Genomic DNA, 23,830 nt, shown 5'->3' with positions numbered 1-23,830 from the left:
TAGGATTTCCATTATAGCTAGTAGGGAGCTGAGAACGTGGAAACGATTTTACATAACGATCCGCTTATGGCCGCTGTAATTTCATGGTTTTTAGCACAATTAACGAAAGTAGTCTTTAAATTATTTAAAACGGGCGAATTTGATTTTGCAAAGTTTTTCGCTTCAGGTGGGATGCCAAGTTCTCATGCTTCAACTGTTACAGCACTGGCGACAGGTGTTGGCGTTGTGGAAGGTGTGGAAAGTACTTTATTTGCAATTGCTGCTATTTTTGCCATTATAGTTATGTATGATGCTTCAGGAGTAAGGCTTGCGGTAAGTAAACAAGCGAAAATATTGAATGAGTTTTTTCACGGTAGACAAACAGAATATAAGAAGTTAAATGAACTTGTCGGGCATACGCCGTATGAAGTAGTAGTTGGTGCTTTATTAGGGATTATTGTCGGAGTAGGATATTGTTTATGAGCAGAACATTTTATATGTTCTGCTTTTCTTTGTATTCATACATATTCAGCTACTTTCTTGAATATCGTTATACGGATTTCAAAAGGGTGGGTGAGTAACTTGTTATTATATGAAAAAGCGCATGAAGAAATAGCGAGAAGAGCAACTGCACTTCAATCGATGCAATGGCAAGATGGTACGTGGCGATTTTGTTTTGAAGGAGCTCCGTTAACAGATTGCCATATGATTTTTTTATTAAAATTATTAGGTAGAGATAAAGAGATAGAACCGTTTGTAAAAAGATTAGCATCACTTCAAACAAATGAAGGAACATGGAAATTGTATGAAGATGAAGTGGGTGGTAATTTATCTGCTACCATTCAATCTTATGCCGCCTTACTTGCATCAGGAAAATATACAAAAGAAGATGCGAATATGAAGCGAGCGGAAAATTTCATTAAGGAACGCGGAGGCGTGGCGCGTGCTCATTTTATGACGAAGTTTTTATTAGCGGTTCATGGAGAATATGAATATCCTTCACTCTTTCATTTGCCAACACCAATCATGTTTCTACAGAATGATTCTCCCCTCAGTATATTTGAATTGAGTAGCTCAGCACGTATCCATTTAATTCCGATGATGCTCTGTTTAAATAAAAGGTTTCGAGTAGGGAAAAAGTTATTGCCAAATTTAAATCACATTGCAGGCGGGGGCGGAGAATGGTTTCGGGAGGAGCGGTCTCCGTTGTTTCAAACGTTAGTAAGTGATGTAAAACAAATTATCTCGTATCCACTCTCGTTACATCATAAAGGGTATGAGGAAGTCGAACGATTTATGAAAGAGCGTATTGATGAAAATGGAACGTTATATAGTTACGCAACTGCCTCGTTTTATATGATTTATGCTTTACTTGCGTTAGGGCATTCTCTTCAATCATCAATAATTCAAAATGCTATAACCGGGATAACATCTTATATATGGAAGATGGAAAGCGGTAATCATTTGCAAAACTCTCCTTCAACTGTATGGGATACAGCTTTACTCAGCTATGCGTTACAAGAGGCCCACGTTCCGAAAGATAATAAAATGCTTCAAAATGCAACAGCATATTTATTAAAAAAACAGCATACAAAAAAAGCTGATTGGAGCGTACATGCTTCAGCGCTTACTCCAGGTGGTTGGGGTTTTTCGGATGTAAATACGACAGTTCCAGATGTTGATGATACAACAGCTGTACTAAGAGTGTTGGCAAGGAGTAGAGGAAACGAAAAGGTAGATCATGCTTGGCAGAAAGGGATTAATTGGGTTAAAGGATTACAAAATAATGATGGGGGCTGGGGAGCTTTTGAAAAAGGTGTGACGAGCAATATATTAGCAAAATTACCAATCGAAAATGCAAGTGATATGATTACAGATCCTTCTACACCAGATATTACAGGGAGGGTGTTAGAGTTTTTCGGGACATACGCGCAAAATGAATTACCTGAGAAACAAAAACAAAGTGCGATAAATTGGTTAATGAATGTACAAGAGGAAAATGGATCATGGTATGGGAAATGGGGGATTTGTTATATATATGGTACGTGGGCTGTTATGACAGGCTTACGGTCATTCGGAATTCCATCTAGCAATCCATCATTAAAACGTGCAGCTTTATGGCTTGAACATATACAGCATAAAGACGGTGGATGGGGAGAATCATGCCACAGTAGTGTGGAGAAAAGGTTCGTTACTTTACCATTTAGTACACCATCCCAAACGGCATGGGCGCTAGATGCTCTCATTTCTTACTATGATACAGAAACGCCAATTATTCGAAAAGGTATTTCATATTTGCTTGCGAATCCTTATGTGAATGAAAAATATCCTACTGGAACAGGTTTACCAGGTGGGTTTTATATTCGTTACCATAGCTATGCCCATATATATCCACTACTTACTTTGGCACATTATATAAAAAAATATAGAAAATAAACCGAGAGATACCTCTCGGTTTATTTTGTTGGGTAGTAGGTCCCTGTTGAAAAGAATAAGGTTGTGTTTTCCTTATTTTTCAGTTGACTGGCGTTTTTGACGTGCATCAGCGGCATTTGCACGTGCATTTGCTTCTAAGTCATTGTGGTCAGCAAGTTCACGAGAGAACTCTACATCAATGCCATCAGTAGCTTTGTTTTGTTTGAAATTTTTTTTGTTCATTCGACACAATCTCCTTGCACTTTATCCCGCTTTAATGGGCAGTAAGACCCGACCTCAAAATTCAGCGAAAGCAAAGAAGTTAGGTGGGGATCGGGCTACCCATAAAAGTCCGATTGGTGAGGGCTGATAATCAGTGGGGGGAAGAAAACCCCCACTGATTAAAGTTTCACTTTATGCGACGTTGCAAAGTTAGTTTGACACAAATAGACTTTTTTATACAAAGAGGAATTGGAAAGTAAAAAGCCGAAATATACAGTATAAGTAATAGAAATGGGGGATAGCAATGGAGTTTTTAAACGGGAAAACAGCTGTTGTAACAGGAGCTGCACAGGGAATTGGAAAAGAGATTGCAAGGGTGTATGCAAAGCTAGGGGCGAAAGTATTAATTAGCGATGTAAATGAAGAGAAGCTACAAAAAACGACACGTGAGTTATCGGACGAAGGATATGAAGTGTGCTCATATCGATGTGATGTGAGTAATCAAAATGAAGCGAAATCGTTAATTGAATATGCGGTTCAAAAATTCGGTACATTACATATTTTGGTGAATAACGCTGGGATTACAAGAGATGCAATGTTACATAAAATGGAGAAGTCTGCTTGGGAACAAGTATTACAAGTGAACTTAACCGGTGTTTTTTATTGTATGCAACCAGCGCTTCTTTACATGAGACAACAAGGGTATGGGCGCATTATTAATATATCTTCAATTAGTAGGGAAGGAAACATAGGTCAAGCAAATTATGCGGCTACGAAGGCAGGCGTTGTAGGTTTAACGAAAACGGCAGCGAAAGAAGTTGGAAGTTTCGGTATTACGTGTAATGCGATTTGTCCAGGGTTTATGGATACAGATATGACAAAAACGATACCAGATAAAGTGAAAGAAAAGATGGTTGGTGCGATTCCAGTTGGTAGAATTGGAACCCCAGAAGATATTGCGAACGCAGCAGCCTTTTTAGCATCAGAATACGCATCCTATATTACAGGAGAAGTATTAAATGTGAGCGGAGGACTGCAAGTTTAAAGACATACATAATGAAAAGAACCTGACCGGATAGGTCAGGTTCTTTCTCATTAATTTAAGTTAAGCCAAACGCTCTTCACTTCTGTATAGTTATTTAATGCATAAGATCCCATTTCACGACCAAGACCGGATTGTTTAAATCCTCCAAATGGAGATGCTGCATCAAAGACGTTATAACAGTTTACCCATACTGTACCAGCACGTACTTTACTTGCAACGTAGTGTGCTGTTTTAACATTTTCTGTCCACACACCAGCTGCTAAGCCGAATTGTGATTTATTTGCACGTTCAATTACTTCATCAATATCGTTAAATGGTATTGCAGAAATAACTGGACCGAAAATTTCTTCTTTTGCAATCGTCATTTCATCATTAACGTCAGCGAATACAGTAGGGGAAACGAAGTATCCTTGATCGAATGGATTACTTCCTCCGCATAGTACTTCAGCACCTTCTTCAATTCCTTTTTCAATGTAGCCCATTACACGTTTTTGTTGTTCTTCAGAAACGAGAGGACCGATTGTAGTTTCTGGACTTAAGCCAGCACCTTGATTTAATTTTTTAGAGTAAAGGACAAGGTCAGCCATGACATTATCATACATTTTCTTCGGAACAAATAAACGTGATCCAGCAGAGCATACTTGTCCTTGGTTAAACATAACACCAGAAAGTGCACCAGGAATCGCGCGAGATAAATCAGCATCTGGCAGGATGATATTTGGTGATTTACCGCCTAGCTCAAGTGTAACGCGCTTTAATGTTTCAGATGCTTGGCGCATAATTTGCTTACCGACTGGAGTAGAACCAGTAAATGCAATTTTATCAACGAGTGGATGATTAACAAGAGCTTGTCCAGCTGATTCACCGAATCCAGGAACGATATTAATAACACCTTTCGGGAATCCAGCTTCTTCAATTAATTCAGCTAAGTATAGTGCGGATAGTGGAGTTTGTTCTGCAGGTTTTAAAACGATTGTACATCCTGTAGCAAGCGCTGCTCCCATTTTCCACATTGCCATAAGAAGCGGGAAGTTCCAAGGGATAATTTGACCAACGACACCAACAGCTTCATGGCGTGTATAGTTAAAGTAATCACCGGAAACAGGAATTGTTTGACCAACGATTTTCGTCGCCCAGCCGGCATAATAGCGCATATGTTCAATTGCGAGTGGTATGTCTGCTGCCATTGTTTCACGGATTGGCTTTCCGTTATCTAACGTTTCAAGCTGTGCAAGCTCTTCTTTATGTTCTTCCATTAAATCAGCTAACTTGTACATAAGCCGGCTTCGCTCAGCAGTGCTCATGCGAGACCAAGGACCTTCGTCAAAAGCCATGCGAGCTGCAACGACAGCTTTATGAATATCTTCGCGACCAGCTTCAGAAACGACGGCAAGTGTTTCGCCAGTTGCTGGGTTAGGTGTGTTAAATGTTTTTCCGGAAGCGCTTTCAACGAATGATCCATTCACATATAACTTTTTTGTACCTTGAAGAAATTTCTCTACCTTTTCATGAAGATTTACAGCTAGTTGACTCATTGTATAACCCCCTTGAAAATATAATTAAACGCAGTACGAGACGGCGTTTATTCCGAAATCAAGGATGTAGGAACTAGATGGAAAGCCTCTAATTAAAATCATAATTAACAAATACTGAAAATTCAAATTTCATTTGTGTTACAATTGTAAAAAATATGTAATGTAAGAGAATCTTCTATATGATTATAAAAAATCCTGCTTGTTTTTGCTTTCTAGTAGGAAAAACTAGAAGAACAATGGTACAATAATACATCGTGAGAGGAGGGAGAAAAATGAAGAATTATCATGATGATCCACGCTTTCGAATCGCCCATAGAGAAGCGTTAATTGGTCTTGGACTTGCTATTATCAATTTTATAATATGGTACGGATTTGCTTATGGGCTTGGTAGTAAAAATCCAAGTGAATATACATATGTATTTGGTTTTCCAGCATGGTTTTTTTATAGCTGTATCGTTGGATTTATCGTTATGGTTATTTTACTTAGTTTAGTTGTTCGTTTTGTATTTCAAGATATTTCACTCGATGAGGAAGAAAAAAGTGAGGAATAATAGATGAATTGGTATGTAATCATTCCAATGATAATTTCGTTTATCGTTGTATTTTTAATTGGTGTATATGCTTCAAGACGTGTACAAGCGACTGCCCATAATAAATTTTTGCAAGAATATTTTTTAGGTGGGCGTGAGCTCGGTGGTTTATTATTAGCAATGACAATGATTGCTACGTACGGTAGTGCTAGTAGCTTCATTGGTGGCCCTGGTATAGCATACAATATGGGGCTTGGATGGGTATTGTTATCTGCGATTCAAGTTGTAACAGGGTATATCGTTTTAACGGTTATCGGTAAAAAGTTTGCAATTATCGCTAGGAAGATGGAAGCCATTACTCTTATTGATTATTTAAAGGGAAGATATAATAATAAAGCAGTTGTCATACTTTCTGCGTTATGTATTATTATCTTTTTATTTTCAGCAACAGTAGCTCAGTGGGTCGGCGGTGGCCGATTAATTGAGTCGCTAACGGGTCTCTCTTATACAACAGCACTATTTTTATTTACTTTTTCTGTACTTGTGTACGTATTAATTGGTGGATTTCGTGCAGTTGCTCTATCAGATACATTATTAGGTATCATTATGTTAGTTGGAACGACAATCATTTTAATTGCTACTGTCATTGCCGGTGGTGGAATTGAAAAGATTATGCAGGAACTTGTTCAAATCAATCCAAATTTAATTACACCATTCGGAGCGGATGGTAGTTTAACGAAAACATATGTGACATCATTTTGGATTTTAATTGGAATTGGCGTTGTCGGTTTACCGCAAATTAGTGTGCGTGCCATGTCTTATAAAAATTCAAAAGCGATGCATCAAGCGTTAATAATTGGGACGATTGTTGTGGGTACAATTATGATTGGTATGCATTTAACGGGTGTGTTCGCACGAGTCGTACTTCCAGGTATAACGGTACCAGATAAAGTAATGCCGCTACTCGCGATGGAGGTGTTACCTCCCTGGTTAGCTGGAGTTTTCTTAGCTGCACCGATGGCAGCGATTATGTCTACAGTAAACTCGCTATTGTTACTTGTAAGTTCATCAATCATTAAAGATATATACGTAAATTACATAAATAAAGATGCGGCAGATAGTACGATTAGAAAAGGGAGTTTATGGATTACTGCTATCGTAGGACTGCTCGTTTATGCAGCAGCAATTAAACCACCTGATTTTTTAATATGGTTGAATTTATTTTCTTTCGGTGGATTAGAAGCAGCATTCATTTGGCCGATCGTATTAGGGTTATATTGGAGGAAAGGAAATGCAACAGGAGCGCTTGCATCTATTTTAGTTGGGGTAAGCTCATATATGTGTATCCATCTTTTCTATCCAAATCCGTTCGGTATACATACAGTTGTCTTCCCAATTTGTTTTGCGTTTATCGCTTATATCGTTGGAAGTATGAGTGCTGTAAAGAAAACAGTATAGGTTAGTGGGAGAACGTAGTCCTTAGAGGACTGCGTTTTTTCGTATAAATTTGTTCTTTTTATTCTGTAATCCTGTGAATATTCATAAATTAATAACAATTGAGGGGATGGAGTTGAGGGTGATGAAAAAAGTATTGTTTTTAGGAGACCCGGGAATTGATGACTCTTTGGCAATTATGTATGGATTGTTACATCCTGATATTGATATTGTTGGTGTAGTAACTGGATATGGAAATGTAACGCAAGAAAAGGCGACAAGTAATGCGGCATATTTATTGCAACTGGCAGGGCGGGAAGACATACCTGTTATTAATGGTGCGAAAATCCCTTTATCTGGAGATATTACAACGTATTATCCAGAAATTCATGGGGCGGAAGGTTTAGGACCAATTCGACCGCCAAAAAATCTTTCTCCAAATATAAAGCCTTTTTGTGAGTTTTTTGACATACTTGAAAAATATAAAGGAGAATTAATTATAGTTGATGCTGGTAGGTCAACGACACTTGCGACAGCATTTATTTTAGAAAAACCATTGATGAAGTATGTGAAGGAATATTATATAATGGGCGGTGCTTTTTTAATGCCTGGCAATGTGACACCAGTCGCAGAAGCGAATTTTCATGGTGATCCTATTGCATCACAATTAGTAATGCAAAATGCCAAGAATGTGACATTGGTGCCGCTTAATGTTACATCTGAAGCTATAATTACGCCAGAGATGGTAAAGTACATTACGAAACATTCTAAAACGAGTTTTAATAAATTAATTGAACCGATTTTTACGTATTATTATAAAGCTTATAGAAAATTAAATCCGAAAATAACAGGGAGTCCAGTACATGACGTCGTTACAATGATGGTTGCGGCAAATCCCTCTATTTTGGACTATGTATACCGCCGTGTCGATGTAGATACAGTAGGGATTGCAAAAGGAGAGAGTATTGCTGATTTTCGTCCTCAACCTGATGCAAAAGCTTTAAAGAATTGGGTTCGAATTGGTTGGTCGTTACACTATAAAAAATTCCTCGAAGATTTCGTTAAAATTATGACGTAGACATGATGGGAGAATACAAGTTAAAATAATGGAGATGATTACTAAAATAATCATCTCCATTATTTTGTTTGTAAGAGATAGATAGAGAAGAGCTACACAATAGGAGAGGAATTTTACTTGAAAAAAACTATAGTATGCGCAGTGATTGTGGGTATTTTCGTTTTGCTAATATCGGGTAATTTTTTAGTGAAAAAAGTTTGGAGTTCGAATAATGATGATGCGCAGTATATCGCATCCTTTATTGAAGAACATAAAGATGAAAAAAATAGCGCGCTTCTAGTAAAAAGAAATGATAAAGTCGTTTATTCTGTAAATCCGAATGTTGTATTGCCAGTTGCTAGTACAATGAAATTAATTGTGGCGCTTGAATTTACGAAACAAGTTACGGAAGGGAAAATTGATTCGTCTAGTTTTGTTTCCATAAATGATGTGAATCGTTATTATGTACCGAATACAGATGGTGGTGCGCAAGATAGATGGCAAAGGTATTTGGAGAAGACAGGTAAGATAACTGAAGGAGCGATTTCTTTAGAAGAAGTGGCAAAAGGAATGGTTAAGTTTAGTTCGAATGCGAATGCTGAATATTTAATGGAAGTGTTAGGGTTAGATAATATTAATCGGAATTTACAAAGTTTATCGCTTCCAGCACATCAGCCGCTATTTCCAATCGTTTCATCTTTATACATTCCAGGATATTTGCATAAAGAACTACACGTTCCGAAATATAAAATAGAGAAAAAGTTAAAAGAAATGTCTCAAGAGCAATATCGTCAATATGCGATGATTATTCATGAGCGCTTAAAAAAGAAGGGACCATTATTACAGAAGGAAATTCCTCTTTATTTAGAGGAACGTTACGATAAAATTTGGTCAGATCGATTGCCAGCTGCTTCTGCAAACGATTATATGGTACTGCTTCAAAAGGCAAATCATAAGGGTGGACTGACAGAAGCAGAAGAAAAAGTATGGGCTAACATCGTTGAAACAGATATGAGCGCTAAGAAATACCGTAAAACATTTAGACATGCAGGGCAAAAAAACGGCTATACGCCATGGACAGTTACAAAAGCAGTTTATGCGATGGATAAACGGGGGAACTGTACAGAAATAGTGTTTTTAGCAAATAATTTAAATGAGGACGACAGTGCAGAAATACGGAAACATTTAGCAAACTTGCATTTCCAAGTGTTGCAAAGTGATAAGTATGATGCGACTTTTATTAAATAAACTCGGTGCAGAGAGCACCGAGTTTATTTTTGTGTACAAGCACTTTTTTGCTATCTCTGGGTATGATGGGTAGTAATACTTAGGTGAAAGGGGAAAAGGTGATGAAACAAAGTAAAGAAGAGTTTATAAAGAGTGAAGGCGCTGATTTCCCTGGGAAAACATATGTGGATTGTGTATTACAACATGTATTTAATTTTCAACGAAATTACTTATTGAAAGATATGTTTCAAGTGCATAAAGCGCATATTACGATGCTGATGGAAGAAAATTTAATGAAAAAGGAAGAAGCTAAAGTTATATTACACGCGTTAAAAAAGGTAGAGGGAATGCCAGAAGAGCAATTGCTCTATACAGAGCAGCATGAAGATCTCTTTTTTTTAGTGGAACATTTAATTTCTCAAGAAGCAAAAAGCAATTTTGTAAGTAATATGCATATTGGTAGAAGTAGAAATGATATGGGTGTCACGATGTATCGCATGAGTTTAAGACGGTATGTATTACGATTAATGGAACATCATTTGTTATTGCAAGAGAGTATATTGCAACTTGCTGCTGATCATAAGGAAACGATTATGCCAGCTTATACCCATACACAACCAGCGCAGCCAACGACATTTGGTCATTATACGTTAGCGATTTATGATACGATGCAGAGAGATTTAGAACGCATGAAAAAAACGTACAAACTTTTAAATCAGTCTCCAATGGGAGCCGCTGCGCTAGCTACAACAAGTTTCCCAATTAAACGAGAGCGAGTTGCCGAGTTACTTGGGTTTACAAATGTAATTGAGAACTCATATGATGCTGTTGCTGGAGCGGATTATTTATTAGAAGTTAGCTCTTTACTTATGGTAATGATGACGAATACGAGCAGATGGATCCATGACTTCTTACTATTAGCGACGAAAGAATATGATGGTATTACTGTGGCGAAGCCATATGTGCAAATTAGTAGTATTATGCCGCAAAAGCGAAATCCAGTTTCCATTGAACACGCCCGTGCAATTACGAGTAGTGCTTTAGGAGAAGCATTTACAGTATTTCAAATGATTCATAATACACCATTTGGTGATATTGTTGATACAGAGGATGACTTGCAGCCATACTTATATAAAGGGATTGAAAAGACTATTCGTGTTTTTTCTATTATGAATGCAGTTATTCGAACGATGAAGGTTGAGGAAGAAACGTTGAAAAATCGTTCCTATAAACATGCAATTACGATAACTGATTTCGCAGATGCTTTAACAAAAAACTATGACATTCCATTTCGGCATGCGCATCATGCAGCGAGTGCTATTGCAAATATGTTATTGGAGCAGAAAAAGGAGCTTCATGAATTACATTTGAAAGATGTGAATATGTACTTACAAGAAAAATTTAATATAACTTTATTAGAAAAAGAGTGGAAAGAAATTATATCGCCAAAAGCTTTTATACAAAAAAGAAATGTATACGGTGGGCCGAGTAAAAAAGAAATGGAGCGCATGATTAACAATCGAAAAGAGTTATTTCAGCAAGAAGAAGAGGTATTTGAAAAGGAAAAACAGAGAATTTTACAAGCTGAAAATAATTTGAATACGTTAGCTTTGAATATTATTGAATCGTAAAAGAGGGATTTAGTGAATTAATCGCCAATACCTTAATAAAACTATAAATAGAGAGAAGAGATTGTCGATGATTCAATTGCATGTATATGAAGAGATTGTTAATTTTAAAGAAGAGGTTACACCATTTCTAGAAAAGAATGAGCAGGAAAATAATCTCATATTAGGCGTATTACAAATGGTCCACCAACCGATATTTATGGGGATAGCGAAACAAGGAGAAGAAATTGCGGTTGTATTTCTTCAAACAGAAGAGAAGAAACAAATTATTGTTGCTACGTCTGAAATTGCGGAAGAGGACATCGTGGAACTTGCAAAAAAATTAGCGGAAGTATATCCAAATGTTCCTGGATTAATCGGTAATAAGAAAATTGTACAGAGATTAGCCGAAGAGATTGCAGTGTTAGCAAATAAGAAAACTACTGTTGCGATGGAGCAAGGTATATATGAATTAAAACAAGTGAAGAAAAAGTGGAACGGAGATGAAGTCTTTCGAGAAGTAAATAGTGATGAGCTAACATTAATAGAACAGTGGATATACCAATTTTGCGAAGATGTGAATCTTCCTACTACGAAAGAGGAAGCAAAACAAACGGCACATACATTAATTACTAATCATCGTTTATTTGGTCTAGAAGTAGATGGAAAACTTGTTTCTGTAGCAGCAAAAACACGTCCAACTAAAAATAATATAACAGTTAATTTCGTATATACGCCGAAAGAAGAAAGGAAAAAGGGATACGCATCTAATTGTGTAGCGGCACTTAGTCAACGTATGTTAGATGAAGGTTACAAAACAACGACATTATATACGGACCTGGCAAATCCAACATCGAATAAAATTTATCAAGAAATTGGTTATGAACAAATTGCGGAGTCTGTGCTTATATTTTTAGAGAAGTAGAACAAAAAGGCGTGCTAAAATAGCACGCCTTTTTGTTATTCATCAATTCTAATAACCTCGCCTTGAGGGAAGTCTTCAGTTTCTAGTAAGTTACGAATAGCTTTCGCAACGTATTCGGGTGATAATAGCTTTCCTTCTTCTTTTAATGCGATGAATCGATCTAAATTTGTGAAGTCTTCTCTATTTGTTTCCCGAATTTGTGCTTGCATATTTGTATCAACAACACCAGGTGCAAAAGCGACGATTTTTACTGGAAATTCTTTTGCTGCTTCTTCGGTTGCTACGCACTGTGTAAACATATTTACGCCAGCTTTCGTTGTACAATAAGCGCCCCATCCGAAGTATGGATTTTTTCCTGCACCAGATGAAATGTTTATAACACGTTTATCTACTTTCCATTCTTTCGTATGTTTCATGAAAGTGGAGGTGAGAATCATAGGTGCAAGTAAATTAATGTGAACGTTCGTAATGAATTGTTCACTTTCTGCTTTTTCAATTGGCTTCATAGGAGCAACCGTACCCGCATTATTAATTAAATGAATAGAAGATACACTGTCTTCTTGAATAGATGAAATGATTTTGTTAAAGTTCGTTTCTAAATTATGTACATCTTGAAGATCTAAGGAGTGGAGAACACAATTGCTATTATATTGTTCTGCGAGTTTCGTAAGCTCTTTATTTTCTCTTCTAGAAATAGAGATGACAGTTGTATTTTTTTCTAACAATTGTGTGGCAATAGCCTCACCTAAACCTTGTGAAGTTCCTGTTATAATAACGTAGCGCATAGTTTTATAAACCCCTCTCATATGTGCGGAATTTTGTTGGACAACGTACATTGTATAGTTTGTCTACATTTTATAGTATAGAGCACTTTTTACTATAATTGAAATGAGATGATTGTGTGCCTTTTATGAATCGCTTTACTACAACAGTAACTGGTGCCGTCACGTTCACTGGGAACACGTTAGGACTAAGTCCGACATCACCTGCACCAGGTAATAATTTTGGTACGATTGATGTATTCACAACGGTGAATACATCACTTCAAGTACCTGGATTCCCAGCAGGAACGACGAATGATTGGCCATTAAATTCTTCGAGTGCAATTTTAAACCTTCCAGCAGGGAGTACCGTCTTATACGCAGAACTTGTGTGGGCTGGCACATACCGGACTGATACTGAGGATGTTACTGCGTTTTTAAATGATGATATCACCTTTACAACACCAGTGGGAACATTTTCTGTTGCACCAGACCCAACAACTGCGCAGCAAGGTTCAGTAGGGAAGCAGTTTTATTATAGTCGCTCTGCTAATGTAACGAACCTTGTTAGTGCGGCTGGGGCCGGCACATATACTACAGGTGCCGTGCCAGCTGCAAGAACATCAGCTGATTCAACAATTAGTCGTTCAGTTGGCTGGACGCTTGAGGTTGTGTATCAAAATGCAAGTTTACCACTTCGAAATTTGTCAGTATATGCAGGTCAAGAAATTATTGATGCTTCATCACCACCAGTTGATGCTACTATTTCCGGATTTGCTACGCCAGCTACAGGAGCTGTAACAGGAAGGGTACTTGTAACTGCTCAAGAAGGTGATTCTAACATTTCTGGAGATCAACTTCGCTTTGGACCGAATGCGAGTGCTACAGTTGCATTATTCGGGCCGAGAAACCCTGCAAATAATTTCTTCCAGTCTCAAATTTGTAATGACAGCGGAAATTTAGATACGAGCGGTACATTTGGAGATTTAAATCAGCCGTTAGGGGTAGCTTTGGCTGTCCGAAGACAGGGGTGGGATATTACGAATGTAGATGCCTCCGCATCTTTAGTAAACAATCAAACGTCAGCAACTGTTCGATTTGTTACAAATGGAGACGGATACGCTGCAGCTGGTTTTGGTGTTCAAATTGATGCAACAGGTCCAATTATTAATCCTGTTAAATCGGTCAATAGAACAGTCGCAGGGGTAGGGGATACTCTCACTTATACGATTACGGTCCCAAATACAGGAACAGGAAGTGCAGAAAACGTTGTATTACGTGATAGTATTCCGAGCGGAACGACGTTTGTTGCAGGTAGTGTAACGATAGGGGGGGTAACGCAGCCGAATGCAAACCCTGCTAATGGAATTAATTTAGGAACAATCCCAAATAACACGCAAAGAGTTGTTACATTTCAAGTACGAATAACATCGTTTCCGAACCCAAACCCTATTCCAAATCGGGCAATGGTGTCATATCAATTCCGTCCTTTTGTCGGTAGTTCTCCTATTACAAGTACATCTTCTTCAAATACAGTACAAACGACAGTGAACCAAGCAACTATAAGTATGCAAAAATCTGTAGATTTACAGACTGCGACACTTAATGATGTATTAACATACACAGTTAATGTCACAAATAATGGGAATGTTGCTGCAAACAATGTAATTTTTGTTGATAGTATTCCTGCAGGAACAACATTTGTCGCAAACAGCGTTACGGTAAATGGAGTAGCACGTCCAGGAGCAAATCCAGCAAGTAGTATTAATCTAGGAAGTATTAATGCCTCGCAAACGACTGTAGTGCGATTTCAAGTTCGAGTAACATCTAATCCTCTTGTCAACCCAATTCCGAACCGTGCGAGTGCAACATTTACCTTTACTCCAGTGCCTGGTCAACAACCAGTTTCAGGGCAAGCGACAAGTAATACTGTAGTTACGACAATTAATATAGCTGATATAACAACGAGAAAAACAGTGGATAAAGCTTTTGCAACGGTTAACGACGTTCTTACGTACACGGTAACAATTCAAAATACAGGAAATGTACTTGCAACGAACGTTATTTTTCAAGATCCAATCCCAATTGGAACGACATTTATCGCAAATAGTGTGACTGTGGATGGGATTTCACAACCTGGGGCAAATCCAGCGACTGGGTTTACAGTAGCTAATATATCTCCTGGCGGAAGTAGGACTGTTACATTTCAAGTACGAGTTACATCTACACCATCGGGAGGTACGATTGCGAATCGCGGAAATGTATCTGCTAATTTCGTCGTTATTCCGAATCAGCCACCGATAACAATTAATAGACAAACGAATACAGTTGTGACACAAGTTAATACAGGCGGTTTAAATGTAATAAAAGAAGTAAATACAACGCAAGCGGCGGTAGGTGATACTTTAACATACACAATTGCCGTCCAAAATACAGGAAACGTTTCGTTAACAAATGTATTTTTCCAAGACGCTATTTCTTCTGCTGTTTCATTTGTTGCAAATTCTGTAACAATTAATGGAGTACCACAAAGTGGATTGAATCCGAATACAGGATTTTCTCTTCCTAATATCCCTGCGGCTCAAACAGTCGTAGTTACATTTGATGTAGTAATTGTACAGGATCCAGAAAATGAAGATATTTTAAATCAAGCAAATGTAACAGCAAGTTTTCAAGTGAATCCGAGTGAACCACCCGTAACAATCAATGTTCCGAGTAACATTGTGAATACAACTGTACAATCAGGTAACTTTGAAGTTGTGAAATCAGTGAATACAGATGTTGCAACTGTAGGGGATGTTTTAGTATATACAATTGAAATCATAAATGCAGGTAGTGTGCCAGCTACGAATGTATTTTTCCAAGATTCAATTCCACAAGGGACATTATTTATTGAAAACAGTGTATTGGTTAATGGTATTTTACAAGAAGGTGCAGATCCAGAACTTGGATTCCCGTTAAATGATTTGCCTACTGGCGCGAATGTAATTGTTTCATTTGAAGTGTTAATTGATGAAATTCCTCAAGGAAACAATGTTGTAAATAATGCGAATGTAACTGGAGATTTCCTTGTAAATCCAACAGAGCCACCGATTACTGTAACAGAACCAAGTAATACTGTTATGACAGTCGTGAATTCTTCAGGGTTAAATGTAATGAAAAGTGTAAGTGCTACTGAAGCCGGTGTAGGAGATACGTTAACGTATACAGTTCGTATACAAAATAGTGGAACAGTAGTAGCGACAAATGTATCATTCCTTGATCCGATTCCAGTTGGAACTACTTTTGTAGCGAATAGTGTAACAATAAATGGGACACCTCAACCAGGTTTGAACCCGACAACTGGATTTCCACTTGCTAATATTCCAGTAGGAGGGATGGTAACAGTTACTTTCCAAGTAACAATCACGAGTGTACCACCAAATAGAGTTCTTCCGAATAATGCGAATGTAACTGCTGATTTCCAAGTAAGTCCTCTCCAGCCACCAATTACAATTGTAACGATTAGTAATATTGTTGTGACGCGAGTGAATGTAGGATCACTTAATATAATGAAGAGTGTAAATACACCACAAGCAGGAGTAGGGGATACGTTAACGTATACGATTCTTATTCAAAATACAGGAACTGTTCCTGCAACGAATATTATTTTTCAAGATCCAATTCCGTCCGGTACTGCGTTTGTAGCAAATAGTGTGACGATAAATGGAGTCGTTCAGCAAGGCGCGAATCCTATGGCAGGTTTCCCAGTACCAAATATTCCGGTCGGGCAAACGGCTACGATTACGTTTCAAGTTACAGTGACGAGTGTTCCGAGCGGTGGAAATGTTAGAAACCAATCGAACGTTACTGCCAGTTTTCTTATAAATCCAGCAACCCCTCCAATAACGACTGTTACAAATAGTAATTTTGTAGTGACGCAAGTAAACACAGCACAGTTAAATATACAAAAATCTTCTTCTGTACAACAAGCAGCACTTGGAGAAATTTACACGTATTCTGTTGTCATTCGAAATAACGGTACAGTAACAGCAACGAATGTCTCTTTCCTTGATCCAATTGCTCCAGAAACAACATTTGTAGCAAATAGTGTAACGATAAATGGAACGCAACAACCAGGATTTGACCCAAATGTTGGTTTTCCGCTTCCTAATATTGCAGCTGGAACATCAGTGACAGTAACGTTCCAAGTTACGGTAGTTGCACCGTCTACACGTGGAGCAGTATTAAATACAGCATCTGCTACAGCCACTTTCTTATTAAATCCTTTACAGCCACCTGTAACAACAACGAACTCAAGTAATACAACGGTAGTTACAATACCATTACCTCCTCCTGGTGAAGTAACAGCAACAAAAACAGTTGACGTTGCAACTGGAGCGGTTGGAGATGTATTAACGTATACCGTGCTCATTTCAAACGTAGGAATTATACCAGTTACAGATGTGTTCTTCCAAGATGTCATACCAGACGGAACAACGTTTGTAGAAGGTAGTGTAACGATAGGTGGAGTGCAGCAAATTGGTTTAAATCCAGAAATAGGATTTACAGTTACGCCATTATTAATCGCTGGTGGAAGTATTGAGGTCACGTTCCAAGTGACCATTACGGAAATTCCAGATAATGAAGTCATCTTAAATGATGCAGATGTTACATTTACTTCACAACCAAATCCGCAGGAACCACCGATTACAGAAACGATATTAACGAATTTAGTCGTTACGACAATTAATATAGCGTCTATTTTTCCGTTAAAACTAGTAGATAAAGAAGTAGCCACTGTAGGAGAAATATTAACGTATGATGTATTGATATTTAATTTCGGAACAGTGCCAGCGACCAATGTTCAATTTATCGATACGACTTCTGCTGGTGTAGCATTTGTACCAGGAAGTGTGAGCATCAACGGGGTATCTGCACCAGGATTAGATCCTTTCATCGGTTTTACAATTCCAGATATACCTGTAGATGATTTTGTACTTGTCACATATCAGGAAGTGGTTACAAGCATACCAGAAGGTGGTACGATTGTTAACTTTGTAGACGTTACAGCTACATTTGCTGTAAGTGAAACAGAACCACCGATTACGGAGACGACGACAAGTAATACGACATTAACAGAAATCAATGAGCCTGGTTTGAATGTTTTAAAATCAGTAAGTCAGCCAGTTGTTGCAGTAGGCGATACAATCACATATACAACAGTAGTTCAAAATACAGGGACAGTGCCAGCAACGAATGTTCAATATAGTGATGTACTACCTTCTTCTATAGCATTCGTGCCGAACAGTGTAACGATAGACGGTGTGTTACAACCTGGATTCAATCCGAATAATGGATTCCCGCTTCCAGATATAAATCCAGGTGAAAGTGTAGAAGTCACATTCCAAGTAACTGTTGTTAGTGTTCCGTCAAACGGAACAATTGCTAATACGGCAAATGTAACTGGAAGTTTTGTATTAGTACCAGGAGAACCACCAGTTATAGTAAATCAGCCAAGTAATACAACTCTCACAACTGTAAATAGAGGACGCTTTAATGTTATTAAACAAGTAAATAGAGCCGCTACTCTAGTTGGAGATGTATTGACGTATACAGTGCAAATAACGAATACAGGGACAGTAACAGCTAATGATGTTCAGTTTATTGATACCATTTCAGCAGGAGCGTCATTTGTACCAAATAGTGTAACGATAAATGGAGCCCCGCAACCAAACTTAAATCCGATTACTGGATTTGGAGTTGGAGATATACCAGTTGGTGAAACGGTTATAGTGACGTTTCAAGCGACAGTTACAAACATCCCGTCATCAGGAACAATTACGAACGTTGCAAATATAACAGGAAGCTTTACTTTAGTGCCAGGAGAACCACCAGTTGTAGTAACAGAGCCGAGTAATACGACGATAACTAGAGTGAATAGAGGACGATTTAGCGTTATAAAATCTGTAAATAAAGAAGCGACACGTTTAGGAGATACGTTAACGTATAGTGTGCAAGTTACAAATACGGGAACGGTAACAGCAACGAATGTTCAGTTTATCGATTTTCCGTCACCTAGTTTAGAATTCGTTCCTGGAAGTGTACAAATAAATGGGATTCCGCAAGTAGGATTAGATCCATTTGTAGGCTTTTCATTACCGGATCTTGCTGTAGGGGATAGCGTATTAATTACATTTGAAGTAAATGTAATCTCGGTTCCGTCTTCTAGTAGCATTATGAATACAGCGAGAGTAACGGGTGATTTCGAATTGATTCCAGGAGAACCTCCGTCTACAATTACAAATTCAAGTAATACGACGGTTACGCCGGTAAATAGAGGTAGCTTAGATATGCTAAAAGAAGTAGACCATTCAATTGTTGGCGTAGGAGAAACGGTAACGTATACGGTTCGTATATTAAATACTGGTACTGCTGATGCAATGAATGTTCAATTTATCGATGTGCTATCTCAGGAAGCTGATTTCGTTCCAAACAGTGTAACGATAAATGGGGTTCTGCAACCGGGGGTAAATCCGCAAATTGGATTTACGATACCAGATATTCCAGTTGGTGAGACGGCACTTGTAACATATAAAGCTACGATTACAAGTTTTCCGGATGGTGGAACAGTAGTAAACGTTGCTGGAGCGTTAGCAGAATATATTTTAGTACCAGGAGAGCCTCCAGTTACAGTGATGGACACGAGCAATACAGTTATTGTAACGGTAAATACTGCAATCTTATTTGTTGCAAAAGGAGCAAACTTTGAAGTAGCGATGGTAGGGGATGTTGTCACTTACGGAATTGCCGTTATAAATGATAGTACAGTTCCTGTGACCAACATTGTGTTAACGGATATCATTGATCCAAATACGTTATTTATAAATGGCACGGTAACGGTAAACGATGTAGCTCTTCCATTTGCTAATCCAAATACCGGTATTCCATTAGGTGATTTTCAGCCAAATGATGCGGCAATTATTAATTTCCAAGTTGTCATAACAGGAGGGCAAATAAATAATTTAGTCACAAATACTGCTATAGCAAATGGGCTCGCAATTGTAAATCCGAATGAGTTACCAGTAGTAGTGGAAGGTGATAGCAATACAGTTGTTATCCCGTTTATTCCTCAAAATGTCTCAACGACAGTCGTAAAAACGGCAGATTTACAGGCAGCAACGATTGGAGATGTTATTACCTTTACGACAGTTATTACAAATACGGGTGATACTGTCATACAAAATATTCGTTTTCAAGATATGTTAGATAGTAGTGTTCGATTTGTCCTTGGAAGTGTAACGGTTGATAATACACCAGTACCAAATGTAAGCCCGGTATCAGGATTTCTTATAGGGAATTTAAATCCAGGTGAAGCACGAACAGTTTCGTTCCAAGTAGTAGTTCAGAGTGCCCCAAGTGGTTCGGGGAATTATATAAATCAAGCAAGTATTCGTTTCGAACATCAAGTAGGCACAGTGTTACCACCTGTTACACAAATAGTAGAAAGTAATATAGTCGTCATTCCGTTCGTTCCAACGATAGAACAAATTTGTGAAACGAATCTTAATTGTTTAGGGAAAATTCCTTTTCAATGTTCTCCGTGTGATCACTTGCAAATAAAGAAAAAATAAATGCAGAAAGAGCATCCTGTAAGAGAAGGATGCTCTTTCTGCATGAATCATGTAGATTCTTTTTCGGGCGAGGTGAAAAATTCATCGGTTTTGTCGGAGAGTAGTAATGGAATCGCTCTTTTTATAACAGAAATGTCCCAATCCCACCATGCAAGATTCTCTAGTTTGTCAATTGTTTCTTGCGGGAAACGATATCGAATAAATTTTGCTGGATTACCAGCCACAATTGCATATGGAGGGACGTCTTTTGTAACAACACTTTTGGCACCAATAATGGCACCGTTACCAATTGTAACACCAGATAAAATGCAGGATTGATAACCAATCCATACATCATTGCCGATTACGATATCACCTTTTGAAGAGGGGTGACCAGTAATATGGGCTCCTTCGCTGAAAAGAGCGTTAAATGGATAAGTCGTTATCCAGTCCGCGCGATGTTCTCCGCCAAGTATGAAAACAACGTCTTCTCCTAATGAACAAAACTTACCTATTTTTAATTTCGTTTCATCATTCCAAGAAAAAATAGTTGGACCTACTTTACTATAAGTATAATCACCGATATCATACTTACTATATTCAGGTTTTTGATTTAAATATAACATGATTCTTCAACCTTCTTTCTCAATCAAGAAATAAGCGTGGAATATTATATGCAAGGTGTAGTAAGGTGACCAGTGTTAATAAGTAAAATGAATAAATGGGAGTGGAATGTATGAGGTATGAGATGGGATTATATAATAAACCTTTTCAGTCAATTCAATCAGGAAAAAAAGTGTATGAAGTGCGCTTATACGATAAAAAACGTCAACTCATAAAACAAGGCGATCATATTATATTTACGAACCTTACGACAGCAGCAACGATGGCTGTAAAAGTAACGGAGATAAAACGATACGAAAACTTTCAAGCAATGTACGAACAAATTGATAAAAAATTATTGGATTGTGAAAATGATAGTTTAGAGGAAATGTTAGAAAGTACATACAAAATATATACGAAAGAACAAGAACAAAAGTGGGGAACAGTTGCGATTGGTATTGAGGTAATAAAATGACAAGAAATCGCGGCGCGGCTATCATTGTGCGGGAAGGGAAAATCGCTCTTATAAAACGTATCCGAGAAGATGAAACGTACTATGTTTTTCCAGGCGGAGGAATCGAAGAAGGAGAAACACCTGAAGAAGCAACAAGGCGAGAAATTTTTGAAGAATTAGGGGTTTTTAGCAGTTAAATGATTTTATAGACAGATATATACATTCATTGTCATATTTGATTAAATATGAGTATGGAAAAATTATTAAATTTAAAAACCGTAACTGAATTATTAGGTGTTTCCGTTAAAACATTATAACGATGGGATGCACAAGGGAAAATAAAAGTCGTTCGCACTCCTAGTGGTAGAAGACGTATTCCTGAAAGTGAAGTGCATCGCATATTAGGTGTAGAAAATATAAAAACAAATAAAAAATTAGCTATTTATGGTCGTGTTTCTTCAAACGAACAAAAACAAAAACAAAAAGGAGATTTGGAACGTCAAATCTCCTTTTTGTTCAAGAAAAAATGGAAAAATTACATTTTTCTTCTATTGTAACCTTTTCGGATGTCGGTTCAGGTTTGAACGATAAACGAAAAGGTTTGTTAAAACTAATGGATTTGGCGAAAAAAGGAGAGATAACAGATGTAGCTATCCGTTATCGAGATCGATTAACACGTTTTGGCTATGGCTATTTAGAAGAATATTTTAAAAGCCACAATGTAACTATTCATGTATTAGATGAAAAAGAAAATACAAAAAGTATACAAGAAGAGTTAGCGGATGATTTAATTGGTATTATTACCAGTTTTTCAGGAAAATTATATGGACTACGAAGTAAAAAACATAAGGAGTTGCAAAAAACAGTAGAGGAGGAAATCATTCGTGTTCCAAACGTACAAAACAAAACTTCAGAACACGAATGTTCTGAGTAGTAAAGGTATAACAATCAACACTTATGAATACTATCAACAATTCGCAAAAGAATTTGGTCGTATCGAACGCAAACTATTTGTGGATTTATATGTGCGTGGTCACAATGAAAACCAAACAAAAGTACGCTATTGTCGTTTATACGACCTTACTTCTCGTCAATATAATAGCATTAAGAGACAATTAGACGGACGTGTCAAAGCATGTAGAGAACTACAAAAATTATATATAAAAGAAACAACAGAAAAAATCATTCATTTACAGGGTGTAATCATAAAGAAAATGGAACAAAAAGAAAAAGCACATGAAAAATTGCTACAAATGAATGGGAAAGAAAAGAATTTTACAAAAAAGGTAAGAAGTTACAGAAAACAAAAGCATACCATTCATCAAAAGAAAAGAAGATTATATCGTTTAGAACTAAAATTAAAGCGATTACAAGAAGATGAAAAAAATAAAAAAATTCGTATTTGTTTTGGTTCAAAAGAATGGTTTCATAAACAATTCCATTTAGAAGAAAACAAGTTAACCTTTAAAGAATGGAAACAAAAATGGCAAGAAAAACGTGCTGCTCAATTTACGTTTATTGGTTCGAGTGATGAAAAGAATGGCAATCAAACCTGTATGTATGACACCGACAAGCATTTACGGATTCGTGTAGATAACCAAAATGAAACAACATATGGCACACATTTTACTGTTCCGAACGTTGTGTTCCCTTATGGTCAAGAACAATTAGACGTAGCAAAAATAGGTCGAGTGGGATATACAAAGGGAAAAGGAAATAAAGTAACGTACTATCGTGCCTTAACCTTTAAATTCATTCGAGAAGAAGACAATTGGTATTTGTGTGCGACTGTGGATGTTGATATGCCAGACATTCAAACCATAAAAGGGAATGGATGCATTGGAATCGATTGTAACGCAAACTTTTTATCGGTAACGGAAACAGACCGTTTCGGAAATCCAATTCATACATTCGATGTTCCATTTAAGGGATACAATGTTTCTTCGGAAGTTGCCGAACAAAGTTTAAGTGTAGCATTAAAACAAGTGGTCGAATACGCATTAGAAAAGAAAAAACCAATTGCTTATGAAGATTTAGATTTTAAAAAGAAAAAATTACAGCTTCGTGAAAGTAGTAAAAATGGAGCAAGACTATTAAGTGGTTTTTATTATAGTCGTTATAAAGAACTTTTACAGCATAAGTGTTTAAAAGTAGGCGTAGAAGCAATACCTGTTAACCCTGCTTATACCAGTCAAATTGGTCATACAGTATTTATGAAACGGTATGGATTAAGTTCTCACGGAAGTGCGGCTTGTGTAATTGCAAGAAGAGGGATGGATTTGACATTTGAAAAAGTGCCGTATGCTTGTCCATTAGGGTATCCGAAAAAATTTAATCGTTCGATGGAACGAAAAAAACAATGGGCTTCGGCAACAAAACATTGGAAAAAACATACGTTCCAACAAAAATTATATGTATTATCTAAATTAGGATAGTTTTAAATT

At 37.3% G+C, this 23,830-nt stretch carries 16 protein-coding genes and 2 pseudogenes; 14 read left to right on the top strand and 4 right to left on the bottom strand.

Annotated features, from left to right (window positions below; all coding sequences use genetic code 11):
* Positions 1-36 precede the first annotated feature (36 nt).
* Both NLJ82_RS16805 and NLJ82_RS16800 read left to right on the top strand, forming a co-directional pair.
* Positions 37-462 carry a divergent PAP2 family protein gene (locus NLJ82_RS16805; protein ID WP_000447815.1) on the top strand — a complete coding sequence of 142 codons (426 nt, stop codon included), beginning with the start codon at positions 37-39 and terminating at the stop codon, positions 460-462.
* A gap of 99 nt (positions 463-561) precedes the next feature.
* A complete protein-coding gene (locus NLJ82_RS16800) occupies positions 562-2,415 on the top strand; it encodes a terpene cyclase/mutase family protein (protein WP_000928116.1) in 1,854 nt (617 codons plus the stop codon).
* 72 nt (positions 2,416-2,487) lie between these two features.
* Here the strand turns inward: NLJ82_RS16800 and NLJ82_RS16795 are convergent, their stop codons facing one another.
* Positions 2,488-2,637, bottom strand: a complete 150-nt coding sequence (locus tag NLJ82_RS16795) for a YfhD family protein (protein ID WP_001035808.1) — start codon at positions 2,635-2,637, stop codon at positions 2,488-2,490.
* Between the two features lie 283 nt (positions 2,638-2,920).
* Between NLJ82_RS16795 and fabG the strand changes: the two genes are divergently transcribed.
* Positions 2,921-3,661 (top strand): 3-oxoacyl-ACP reductase FabG, encoded by a 741-nt coding sequence (gene fabG, locus NLJ82_RS16785; protein WP_000395029.1) that lies wholly within the window; start codon positions 2,921-2,923, stop codon positions 3,659-3,661.
* 50 nt (positions 3,662-3,711) lie between these two features.
* On the opposite strand, the gene dhaS is transcribed toward fabG, so the two are convergent.
* Positions 3,712-5,196, bottom strand: coding sequence for an aldehyde dehydrogenase DhaS (dhaS, locus tag NLJ82_RS16780; RefSeq protein WP_000080304.1), 1,485 nt, complete (start codon positions 5,194-5,196; stop codon positions 3,712-3,714).
* Positions 5,197-5,468: 272 nt separating this feature from the next.
* On the opposite strand from dhaS, the gene NLJ82_RS16775 reads away from it, so the two are divergent.
* From NLJ82_RS16775 to NLJ82_RS16750, 6 genes are all read left to right on the top strand, one after another.
* Entirely contained in the window at positions 5,469-5,747 is a 279-nt protein-coding gene (locus NLJ82_RS16775; RefSeq protein WP_000800722.1) for a YhdT family protein, read from the top strand.
* Between the two features lie 3 nt (positions 5,748-5,750).
* Positions 5,751-7,184, top strand: a complete 1,434-nt coding sequence (gene panF, locus NLJ82_RS16770) for a sodium/pantothenate symporter (RefSeq protein WP_001104828.1) — start codon at positions 5,751-5,753, stop codon at positions 7,182-7,184.
* A gap of 106 nt (positions 7,185-7,290) precedes the next feature.
* Positions 7,291-8,238, top strand: a complete 948-nt coding sequence (locus NLJ82_RS16765; protein ID WP_155005152.1) for a nucleoside hydrolase — start codon at positions 7,291-7,293, stop codon at positions 8,236-8,238.
* Positions 8,239-8,355: 117 nt separating this feature from the next.
* A complete protein-coding gene (locus NLJ82_RS16760; protein WP_000751358.1) occupies positions 8,356-9,465 on the top strand; it encodes a serine hydrolase in 1,110 nt (369 codons plus the stop codon).
* A gap of 101 nt (positions 9,466-9,566) precedes the next feature.
* Positions 9,567-11,075, top strand: coding sequence for an argininosuccinate lyase (gene argH / locus NLJ82_RS16755; protein ID WP_000813995.1), 1,509 nt, complete (start codon positions 9,567-9,569; stop codon positions 11,073-11,075).
* A gap of 67 nt (positions 11,076-11,142) precedes the next feature.
* Positions 11,143-11,976: a GNAT family N-acetyltransferase gene (locus tag NLJ82_RS16750; protein WP_000615394.1), complete on the top strand. Its 834-nt coding sequence runs from the start codon at positions 11,143-11,145 to the stop codon at positions 11,974-11,976.
* Between the two features lie 35 nt (positions 11,977-12,011).
* Here the strand turns inward: NLJ82_RS16750 and NLJ82_RS16745 are convergent, their stop codons facing one another.
* Positions 12,012-12,761: a (S)-benzoin forming benzil reductase gene (locus NLJ82_RS16745; RefSeq protein WP_001271066.1), complete on the bottom strand. Its 750-nt coding sequence runs from the start codon at positions 12,759-12,761 to the stop codon at positions 12,012-12,014.
* A gap of 116 nt (positions 12,762-12,877) precedes the next feature.
* On the opposite strand from NLJ82_RS16745, the gene NLJ82_RS16740 reads away from it, so the two are divergent.
* On the top strand, positions 12,878-20,350 hold the full coding sequence (locus NLJ82_RS16740) for a CLIPPER-2 domain-containing protein (protein ID WP_001116422.1): 7,473 nt from the start codon (positions 12,878-12,880) through the stop codon (positions 20,348-20,350).
* A 47-nt stretch (positions 20,351-20,397) separates the two neighbouring features.
* Here NLJ82_RS16740 and NLJ82_RS16735 read toward each other — a convergent pair whose 3' ends face one another.
* Positions 20,398-20,955, bottom strand: coding sequence for a CatB-related O-acetyltransferase (locus tag NLJ82_RS16735; protein ID WP_000966314.1), 558 nt, complete (start codon positions 20,953-20,955; stop codon positions 20,398-20,400).
* 110 nt (positions 20,956-21,065) lie between these two features.
* Between NLJ82_RS16735 and NLJ82_RS16730 the strand changes: the two genes are divergently transcribed.
* The 4 genes and pseudogenes from NLJ82_RS16730 to NLJ82_RS16715 all read left to right on the top strand — a co-directional run bounded on the left by NLJ82_RS16730 (position 21,066) and on the right by NLJ82_RS16715 (position 23,821).
* Positions 21,066-21,407 (top strand): ASCH domain-containing protein, encoded by a 342-nt coding sequence (locus tag NLJ82_RS16730; RefSeq protein ID WP_012644528.1) that lies wholly within the window; start codon positions 21,066-21,068, stop codon positions 21,405-21,407.
* Positions 21,404-21,571, top strand: a pseudogene (locus tag NLJ82_RS16725) (NUDIX domain-containing protein); the annotation flags it as partial. The gene NLJ82_RS16730 and the pseudogene NLJ82_RS16725, both read left to right, overlap by 4 nt.
* 60 nt (positions 21,572-21,631) lie before the next feature.
* A pseudogene (locus tag NLJ82_RS16720) lies at positions 21,632-22,320 on the top strand (IS607 family transposase).
* Entirely contained in the window at positions 22,271-23,821 is a 1,551-nt protein-coding gene (locus NLJ82_RS16715) for an IS200/IS605 family accessory protein TnpB-related protein (RefSeq protein ID WP_000487929.1), read from the top strand. Before NLJ82_RS16720 ends, NLJ82_RS16715 begins: the two are co-directional and overlap by 50 nt.
* Positions 23,822-23,830: the final 9 nt, after the last annotated feature.

The organism is Bacillus paranthracis (genome assembly GCF_024296885.1).
Classification (GTDB): domain Bacteria; phylum Bacillota; class Bacilli; order Bacillales; family Bacillaceae_G; genus Bacillus_A; species Bacillus_A paranthracis.
The sequence above is the reverse complement of the archived record's forward strand: the minus strand, read 5'-3'. Positions and strand labels throughout refer to the sequence as shown.

Bases quoted from the DNA above. Each gene is read 5' to 3' on its own strand.
- NLJ82_RS16795 (WP_001035808.1), bottom strand. From the start codon at position 2,637: ATGAACAAAAAAAATTTCAAACAAAACAAAGCTACTGATGGCATTGAT.
- fabG (WP_000395029.1), top strand. From the start codon at position 2,921: ATGGAGTTTTTAAACGGGAAAACAGCTGTTGTAACAGGAGCTGCACAG.
- dhaS (WP_000080304.1), bottom strand. From the start codon at position 5,196: ATGAGTCAACTAGCTGTAAATCTTCATGAAAAGGTAGAGAAATTTCTT.
- NLJ82_RS16775 (WP_000800722.1), top strand. From the start codon at position 5,469: ATGAAGAATTATCATGATGATCCACGCTTTCGAATCGCCCATAGAGAA.
- panF (WP_001104828.1), top strand. From the start codon at position 5,751: ATGAATTGGTATGTAATCATTCCAATGATAATTTCGTTTATCGTTGTA.
- NLJ82_RS16765 (WP_155005152.1), top strand. From the start codon at position 7,291: ATGGAGTTGAGGGTGATGAAAAAAGTATTGTTTTTAGGAGACCCGGGA.
- argH (WP_000813995.1), top strand. From the start codon at position 9,567: ATGAAACAAAGTAAAGAAGAGTTTATAAAGAGTGAAGGCGCTGATTTC.
- NLJ82_RS16750 (WP_000615394.1), top strand. From the start codon at position 11,143: ATGATTCAATTGCATGTATATGAAGAGATTGTTAATTTTAAAGAAGAG.
- NLJ82_RS16745 (WP_001271066.1), bottom strand. From the start codon at position 12,761: ATGCGCTACGTTATTATAACAGGAACTTCACAAGGTTTAGGTGAGGCT.
- NLJ82_RS16735 (WP_000966314.1), bottom strand. From the start codon at position 20,955: ATGTTATATTTAAATCAAAAACCTGAATATAGTAAGTATGATATCGGT.
- NLJ82_RS16730 (WP_012644528.1), top strand. From the start codon at position 21,066: ATGAGGTATGAGATGGGATTATATAATAAACCTTTTCAGTCAATTCAA.